Consider the following 8239-nt stretch of genomic DNA (forward strand, 5'->3'; position numbering starts at 1 on the left):
GTCCGGGTGACGGAGACGCACCGGTCGCACCGTGTGCCCCACATGTGCATCGCATGATCGTGTGATGCACATGTGGGCCGGGACCGCAGGTGGCGGCGGGCGCACGACATGTGTGTGCGTTGCCCCGGCGCCGGTCACGCTGCAATGTTGAGCGAAGTAGTCGTGGAACGGAGAAACCGTTGTCCGACCAGCCACTGCGGGGGAGGGACACCGAGCTCGCCCGCGTACGGGATCTGCTGGACGACGTCGCTCACGGACGTACCCGCGTGCTGTACGTGGAGGGCGCCTCCGGACTGGGCAAGACCCGGCTGCTCGCCGAGGCGGCGTCGCTGGCCACGGCCGCCGGCTTCGACGTGACGGAGGCCCGGGCCGACGAGCGGAGCAGCTATCGGGTCATGGCGCCGCTGCTCGCCCTACTGCACCGTCTCGGCGCCGACCGAGACGGTCGCGACAGAACGGCCCGCGATGCGACCGACCCGATGCTCCGCCATCATGTGCTGGAGTCGCTGGTACAAGAGCTCGAACGACGAGCCGGGCGCACCCCGGTGGCGGTGCTCATGGACGACGTCCACTGGGCCGATTCGGCGACACTGGCCGCGTTGCGCACACTGCCACGGCGGCTGGCAGGTTCCCCGGTGGCCTGGATCCTCGCCGCCCGGCCCACGTCGCGGTTCGCCGTCGCGCGGCCGAAGGACGATCCTGACACCGAGGTCCTGACACTGGGCGCTCTCCCGGACGGCGCGGCAGCCGAACTGGCCGGTGACGTGCTCCGCACGCCCGTGGACGACAGCTTCGCCGGGCTGCTCGCCACCGCCGGGGGAAACCCCTTCGTCCTCATCGAACTCCTCCGCGCAGCCGTCGCGGAGGGACTGTGCTCCGTGTCGGACGGCAGGGCTTCGATCGCCGCATCGGCTGCCGACGCCGTGCCGAGCCTGCCCGAGGTCGTCGCGCAGCGTCTCGAACACATGACGCCGGACATGACCGACCTGCTGTACGGGGCCGCCGTGCTCGGCGTCGACTTCGAGCTGTTCGACGTGGCCCGGCTGCTCGGCCGAGGCGTGGGACAGTTCCTGCGACCCGCGCAGGAACTGCTGCGCAGCGGCATGCTCGTCGAGGCCGGCCCCAGGTTCGCGTTCCGCCACGACCTCGTGCGCCGGGCCGTCCACGACGCGATGCCCCTGCCCCTGCGCAGAGCCATGCACCGGGAAGCCGCCGACACCCTGCTGGCCCTCGGCCGACAACCGGAAGACGTGGTGCGGCACGTACTGGCAGGAGCCGCGCCAGGGGACGTCGCGGCCGCTCGCATCCTGCGCGACGCCGCTCGGGGCATGGTCGGCGCCGCACCGGACACGGCTGCCGAACTTGCCCTGGGGGAAGTCGGGTTGACACCGAACTCGGATCCGCGACGGGCCCGGACACTCATCGAGGCCGTACAGACGCTTCGCGCCGCCCGGCGTACGCGTGAAGCCCTGGCCCTCGCGGACGAGGCCCTCGCGCTCGCGGTCACACCGGCCGACGAGGCTTCCCTGCGGCTGACCGTCGCGGAGATCCACTTGGCGGCGGGACGGTACACGGCGGCTCTGGAGCAACTGGGTCAGGCCCTGACACGGCCCGATGTGCCGGCCGACCTGCGGCTGATCCTGCTCAAGACCAAGGGCACCGCGCATGCCTTCCTGGGGGAGATCGACACCGCGGAAGCCATTGGACGCGACCTCGTGGACGCCGCATACCTCGATCACGATCCGGCCGTCGTGGCCGGCGCCATGCTCTTCCAGTCCCACACCGCACTGCTGCGCGGCCGGATCGCCCGAGCGGTCGATCTCGCGGAAGCGGCTGTCGAGCGCGCGGGACACGCGGCCTCCGGCGTGCAACTGCGGCCGTTGCGCCTGCCGGGGCTGTGGCTCGCCACCGTGCTGACCTCGACCGAGCGGCTGACGGACGCGGAGACGCTGCTGCGCGAAGGGCAGGGGCAGGCGGAGGCTTCCGGCGCCGTGTGGTCTCTTTCCGCATGGCACACCCGACGCGCCTGCCTGCTCCTGGAACGCGGCGAACTCGGAGACGCGGAGGCCGAGGCGGAGGCCGCTCTCACGGTCACGGAGGAACTGGAACTCGACACCGCCGACCGCACCGCCCACGCGGTGCTCGCCATGGTGGCGCTCCGGCAGGGCGACCTGACCCTCGCCGCGAGACGCCTCGCCGCTACCGACAGGATCACGCCGGGCGCGGCGCCCCGGCCCGACCCCTGGACGGTGTGCGCCCGCAGCCTGCTCCTCGCAGCACAGGGAAACCCGACGGCCGCCGTGCGCGAAGGCGCCCGCTTCTACGAACAGGACGCCGCGGCGGACCTGTTGACGCTCCCTCCCGGGCTGTGGCCGCAACTCGCCTCCGTGGCACTGCGTGCGAACGACCGGTCCCGGGCCGATGTCCTTCTGGCGACCCTGGAGCACCTGTCTCCGCGCGATGTGTTCGATCGCGCCGTGGCCGCCTCGGTCACACATGTCCGCGGACTGTTGCAGGCCGACCCAGAAGCGTTGGAGGAGGCCGCGAAGGGACATGAGCTGACCCAGCGGCCACTCGCCGCGGCCGATGCCGAGGAGGCGATGGCCGACCGCGCCCTCGAAGAGGGCCGGCCGGGGGAAGCGACCGCAGCCCTCCGGCGGGCCCTGGCCCGGGCGGTCGCCTGCATGGCCACGGGAGACGTGCGGCGTCTGCAGGCGCGACTGGACCAGGTGGGCCTCCGTTCCGAGCCTCACCGACGGCGTTCCGCAGTGGCCTCATCGGGCTGGGAGAGCCTGACCACCTCCGAACTGCGTGTCGTCCGGCTGGTGACCGACGGACTGACCAACCGGGCCGTCGCCGACCGGCTCCATCTGTCTCCGCACACCGTGAACTCACACCTGCGTCATGTCTTCGTCAAACTCGGTGTGAACACCAGGGTGGAATTGACCCGCATCGCCTCGGCGCACACGTTTTCTCAGGAATCGCACCAGCAGGAGTGACCGGCCGAAGTCGTGGCGCCTCTCGACACAGTGACCTGTTCTTGCTCATGGGATCCAGAACTCCTACGGTGCCGGGTATGGCAAGGAGCCGGGAGTTCGATGTCGACCAGGCGGTCGAGCGGGCCATGGAACTGTTCTGGGGCCGCGGCTATGCCGCGACCTCCCTGCAGGACCTCACCGCCGAACTGGGCATCGGCAGCGGCAGCCTCTACGCGGCGTTCGGCTCCAAGGAGCAGCTGTACGCCCGCGCTCTCGAACGCTACTGCTCGGCCTACGCCGGGGCGCTGATCGCGGAGCTGGAGTCGGCCCCGGACGTGCGTTCCGCGCTGCGGGCGGCGCTCATCGCCATGGTCGAGGCCGACGTCCACGACCCGAGTCGGGGCTGCTTCCTGGTCAATGCGGTCACCGAGCGGCCCGCCGATCCGGCCACGGCGGACAGGGCCACGGCGACGCTGCGTCTGGTCGAGGGCACCATCGCCGGCGCATTGGAGCGGGCACAGGCGCGCGGGGACCTGCCCGCTGACAAGGACACCGCGGGACTGGCCCGGTTCCTGACCACCTTCGTCCAGGGCCTGCGGGTCATGGGCAAGGCGCGCGCCGACCGGGCCTTTCTCGAGAGCGCGGTCTCGCACGCTCTGAGCGTCCTGGACTGAGCGGGCGGGCGTCGTTCCGGCTTCCGCGTAGGCACGGGGCGCGTCGAGGGCCGGCTGTCGGTGTGACCCAGCTCATTCCGTAATGGCTTTGGCGCTGTCACAAAGCAGGGCCTTAAACGGTCAATCACCCAAAACGGGCAAATGGCATTCCGCCCCCGCCCTCATCCCTCGCCCAGCCATGCAAGGAATCGCTGCGATGACCATGACCAACCTCGACGCCGTGACGCTCGGTAAGCAGATGAGCGCGTCCGAGACCTCCGACACCGCGGTCGCGATGCTCGACGACCAGGGAACGGTGGTCGGATGGACCCAGGCCGCCGAACAGCTTGTCGGGTACGGCGCCGGGGACGTCGTGGGCCAGTCTGCCGCCCTCGTGGTGCCGTCCTTCGGGGCAGCGCCGACGACATCGGCGTTCGTCGAGCAGTGCCGTGCCGAGAACGGCTGGCCGGGCGCGATGACGGTGCGTCACCGCGACGGCCGCATGCTCGACGTCAACCTGCGGATCTCGAAGTTGGAGCGGCGCGACGGGACAGCCTGTTGGCTCGCGTCGATGGCCGACTTCGACGATCTGTCCGCGGAGGCCATCAATGGATCGGTGCGAGGGCTGCTGCTCGGCCGCGCGCCGGTCGGCATCGTCGTGCGTGACCCGCAGTTGCGATGCACGGCGGCCAACGACGCGATGGCGAGCCACGACGGTCTCACCCACGACCGACGGCTCGGACGGCGGCTCACCGATGTGCTGCCCGGCGCGAAGGCCGAAGCGCTGGAGGCCGTGATGCGGCAGGTACTCCAGAGCGGCACCACCAAGGTCCACGAGTACCGGACGTGGCTGCCGACGGGCGCGCACCGGGAGCACCCGTTCGCGGTGTCGTTCCAGTGCATCCAAGGCGCCGAAGGAGAGCCTCTGGGCGTGTGCGTCATCAGTACCGATGTCGTCGAGAGCCGGCGGGCGCGCGAGTGCCTCGCCGTTCTCAGCGGGGCCTGCATGCGCCTCGGCAGCACGCTGGATGTGATGCAGACCAGCCAGGCGCTGGCCGAACTCGCCGTGCCGCTGCTGGCCGACTACGTCGCCGTCGACCTGGAGCAGTCCGTCCCGTTCGGCCATGGGTCCGCGGCCCCTCTCGGTCCCATGGGCAACCACGCCCCTGTCTTCCGGCGTGCCGGTCTCGCCTCGATCCACCAGGGCGTACCGGAGTCCCCGGCCGTGCGCGGTGAGCCGGTCCTGGTGCCGCAGGCCTCACCCTTCACCGAGGTCCTGCGGACCGGGAAGTCCCGCTTGGAACCGGTCCTGGACACCTCTTCGGGCACGTGGCTCGACCAGGCGCCGACACTGGCGCAGCGGATCCATGAGAACGGCGTCCATTCGGTGATGGCCGTGCCCATCCGTGTCCGGCGCACACTGCTCGGCGTGATGCTGTTCGTCCGCACCGAGAACCCGGAGCCGTTCCAGGAGGTCGATCTGCTCCTGGCCGAGGAACTCGTCAGTCGAGCCGCGCAGTCGCTGGACAACGCCCGCCAGTACGCTCGCGAGCACTGCGCGGCCCTCGCCCTGCAACGCCATCTGCTCCCGCACAAGCTGAGGGGCGGCACAGCGGTCGAAGTGGCTTCCCGCTACCTGCCCGCCGACATGGACCGCGGTGTGGGAGGCGACTGGTTCGATGTGATCCCGCTGTCCGGAGCCCGGGTGGGTCTGGTCGTCGGCGATGTGGTGGGGCATGGTCTCCACGCCGCCGCGACCATGGGCAGGCTCCGCACCGCGGTGCACACGCTCGCCGACATGGATCTGCCCCCGGACGAACTGCTGGCCCATCTCGACGACACGGTCCAGCGCCTGGCCGGGGAAGATGCCGATGCCGCGGACGGGTCCCCCGCAGTCGTGGGCGCCACCTGCCTGTACGCGGTCTACGACCCGGCCAGCCGCCGGTGCACCATGGCGCGGGCCGGACATCCCCCGCCCGCGATCGTCGACCCGCAGGGGCGCGTCACCTTCCCCGACCTGCCTGCCGGGTCCCCGCTGGGCATCGGGCTGGGGGACCCCTTCGAGGCCGTGGAGCTGGAACTGCCCGAGGGAAGTCTCCTCGCCCTGTACACCGACGGTCTGATCGAGACCCGTGACCGCGACATCGAGGAAGGCATGGACAGACTGGGCTCCGTCCTCGCGCGACCGGATCGCTCGCTGGAGGAACTCTGCACCGAAGCGACGCAGTGCTTCCCGGGGCAGGCTCCGTGCGACGATGTCACGCTGCTCCTGGTCCGGACGCGCTCACTCGACCCGAACCAGGTGGCCTCCTGGGAGCTGCCGAGTGACCAGACCGCCGCCCGCACCGCCCGGACCCTGGCCGCCGGCTGGCTGAAGGAATGGGGTCTGGAAGGTCTCGAGGATTCCACGAAGCTGATCCTCAGCGAACTGGTCACCAACGCCGTCCGGCACAGGACCGGCCCCGTCGGCCTGCGCCTGATCCGGCACCAGGTGCTGACCTGTGAAGTGTTCGACACCGACGTCTGCTCCCCGCGTCCGCGTCGCGCACACGCCATGGACGAGAACGGCCGCGGCCTCTTCCTGGTCACCCAGCTGTCCCGCAGATGGGGCTCCCGCCCGGCGCCGGACGGCAAGGTCGTCTGGGCCGAACAGGACCTTCCCGCCGGGGCCGGTGTCCGGTCGTCCGTGCCGCCTGTCGATACGCCGAGCTGACCGGTCGGGTGCCGCCACTCGTCGCTGCCCCACGGTGTGTTCGCGTGTCGGGCCAGCCACGTCCGCCGAGGACACCGCCGACCGGATCCAGGCGGTCACGTGTTCACGGACAGCGGAGGGAACCGGTCATGACGTTCGGACGCGATCCACGAGGCGGTCGGTTCACACGGTGTGCCGACGCGGAGTCTCGACGGGTACGGCATCGGCCAGCGGCTCGGCCGCGCGGGACCGTACGAGGAGCAGGTCGTCGGGAGACAGTGGGCTGCCGTCCTCGGCGGTGAGCTCCAGGCGGCGGGGTGCGTGGCCCGTGCGGGCGTCGACCACACGGGCCATCACCTCGTCGTCCTGGAACAAGTGCCTTTCGCCCCACTGACGCAGTGCTGAGAGCACGATGTGCAGGTCGCGCCCCTTGTCGGTCAGCACGTACTCGTGCGAGTTGCCGAGTGGCGATGGGTGGATCTCGAAGATCCCGACCGTCACCAGCTTCTGCAGGCGCGCGGTGAGGATGTTGGAGGCGAGCCCGATGCGCTTGTTGAAGTCCGTGAACCGCGTGACGCCGTGCATGGCGTCACGCAGGATCTGAAGCGTCCAGGTGTCACCGACCTCGGACAGCGAGCGGTCGATCGGGCAGGGCGAGTGGGCCAGCTCTCGGCGCTTCACGGGTGCCTCCCATACACGTGTTACTTGCAATTGTAAAGTATGAGGGCTGTGTTCGGCGGGGCCGGTATCACCAGTGGCCTGTGCCTGTCCGGTCGGGCGGATCCAGCGGGCTCGGAGCTCGCCGGCCGTGCCGCCGATGCCGAGTTCGGTGCGTGAGCCTTGTACCCCGCGCTGCGTGGGCGGGTGCCTCGAGCGGCACTCGAAGCGCCCGCGCCCCACGGCCGGCCTTCGGCGATCGCGACCGTGAAGACTTCTTCTGGGGTGCGAGGTACCGACAGGGCGCTGCAGGAGTGCAGGACTGACCCGCGGCCGGAGCCGTGCCGCCGATCCAGCGGGTGAGTGCCGAGCCGCTGCCGGCCTTTCGTGCCGTGTCGGTGCGGTCCCGTCCCGATGGGGTTCTCCGGGCAGAATTTCTCTTCCGCCGAGCCGACTCTCCCTTTCGCGCCGAAAGCAGGTCACCGAGATCGGCGGGTGTGATTCAGCACACGCCATGACAGCGAGACGGCGGGAACACCGCAGGTCGCGCGGCGGTTCAAGGACATACGCGCGTGAAAAGGCGCCGTCCCCGGCTCAGCCGCGAGCCTGCAGCGGATCATTCGACGGAATCCCTGCAGAGCCATTTGCCGCGAGGTGAATTCCTTTTCCCCTCCGTTTCTCGCTACCGAATGTGATGAGGTTGAGCTTCATGTCGTATGACGTCGAAAAGTCGGACGAGCAGTGGCGTGCCGAGCTGGCTCCCGACGAGTACAAGGTGCTGCGCCGTGCCGCCACGGAGATGCCCTTCACCGGCGAGTACACCGACACCAAGACGAGAGGCGTCTACTCCTGTCGGGCCTGTGGCGCTGAACTCTTCACCTCCGCGGAGAAGTTCGACTCCGGCTGTGGGTGGCCCTCCTTCTTCGACCCGAAGGACAGCGACGCGGTCGAACTGGCCGAAGACCGGTCGTACGGCGTCCTGCAGACCGAAGTGCGCTGTGCTCGCTGCGGATCGCACCTCGGGCACGTCTTCGAGGGGGAGGGCTTTCCCACCCCGACCGATCAGCGCTACTGCATCAACAGCATCTCGCTGCGTCTGACTGCCGACGAGAGCTGACAGCATCGAGGGCGCGGGCCGACCGGCACCGAACCGGTGCCGGTCGGCCCGCGCCCTCCGATGCAAAGGCGCCAAGGTGGAATTGCGGGGGTGCGCCAGGCCCATCTGCGGTCCGAACGCCCGCGTACCGCCCCGCTGTTCC

Annotated in this window: 5 protein-coding genes; 4 read left to right on the top strand and 1 reads right to left on the bottom strand. The window is 70.1% G+C overall.

What is annotated here, in order from left to right; all coding sequences use genetic code 11:
- Positions 1-179 precede the first annotated feature (179 nt).
- From ACZ4IF_RS40855 to ACZ4IF_RS40865, 3 genes are all read left to right on the top strand, one after another.
- The gene (locus ACZ4IF_RS40855) at positions 180-2999 is read left to right on the top strand and encodes a helix-turn-helix transcriptional regulator (protein WP_467573154.1); all 2820 of its coding nucleotides are present in this window, start codon (positions 180-182) and stop codon (positions 2997-2999) included.
- A 77-nt stretch (positions 3000-3076) separates the two neighbouring features.
- On the top strand, positions 3077-3652 hold the full coding sequence (locus tag ACZ4IF_RS40860) for a TetR/AcrR family transcriptional regulator (RefSeq protein ID WP_467573157.1): 576 nt from the start codon (positions 3077-3079) through the stop codon (positions 3650-3652).
- A 196-nt stretch (positions 3653-3848) separates the two neighbouring features.
- On the top strand, positions 3849-6344 hold the full coding sequence (locus tag ACZ4IF_RS40865) for a SpoIIE family protein phosphatase (protein ID WP_467573160.1): 2496 nt from the start codon (positions 3849-3851) through the stop codon (positions 6342-6344).
- Between the two features lie 162 nt (positions 6345-6506).
- On the opposite strand, the gene ACZ4IF_RS40870 is transcribed toward ACZ4IF_RS40865, so the two are convergent.
- The gene (locus ACZ4IF_RS40870; RefSeq protein ID WP_467573163.1) at positions 6507-7004 is read right to left on the bottom strand and encodes a winged helix-turn-helix transcriptional regulator; all 498 of its coding nucleotides are present in this window, start codon (positions 7002-7004) and stop codon (positions 6507-6509) included.
- A 685-nt stretch (positions 7005-7689) separates the two neighbouring features.
- Between ACZ4IF_RS40870 and msrB the strand changes: the two genes are divergently transcribed.
- Positions 7690-8097: a peptide-methionine (R)-S-oxide reductase MsrB gene (gene msrB / locus ACZ4IF_RS40875; protein ID WP_359497225.1), complete on the top strand. Its 408-nt coding sequence runs from the start codon at positions 7690-7692 to the stop codon at positions 8095-8097.
- Positions 8098-8239: the final 142 nt, after the last annotated feature.

The organism is Streptomyces sp. NPDC025784, assembly GCF_055558435.1.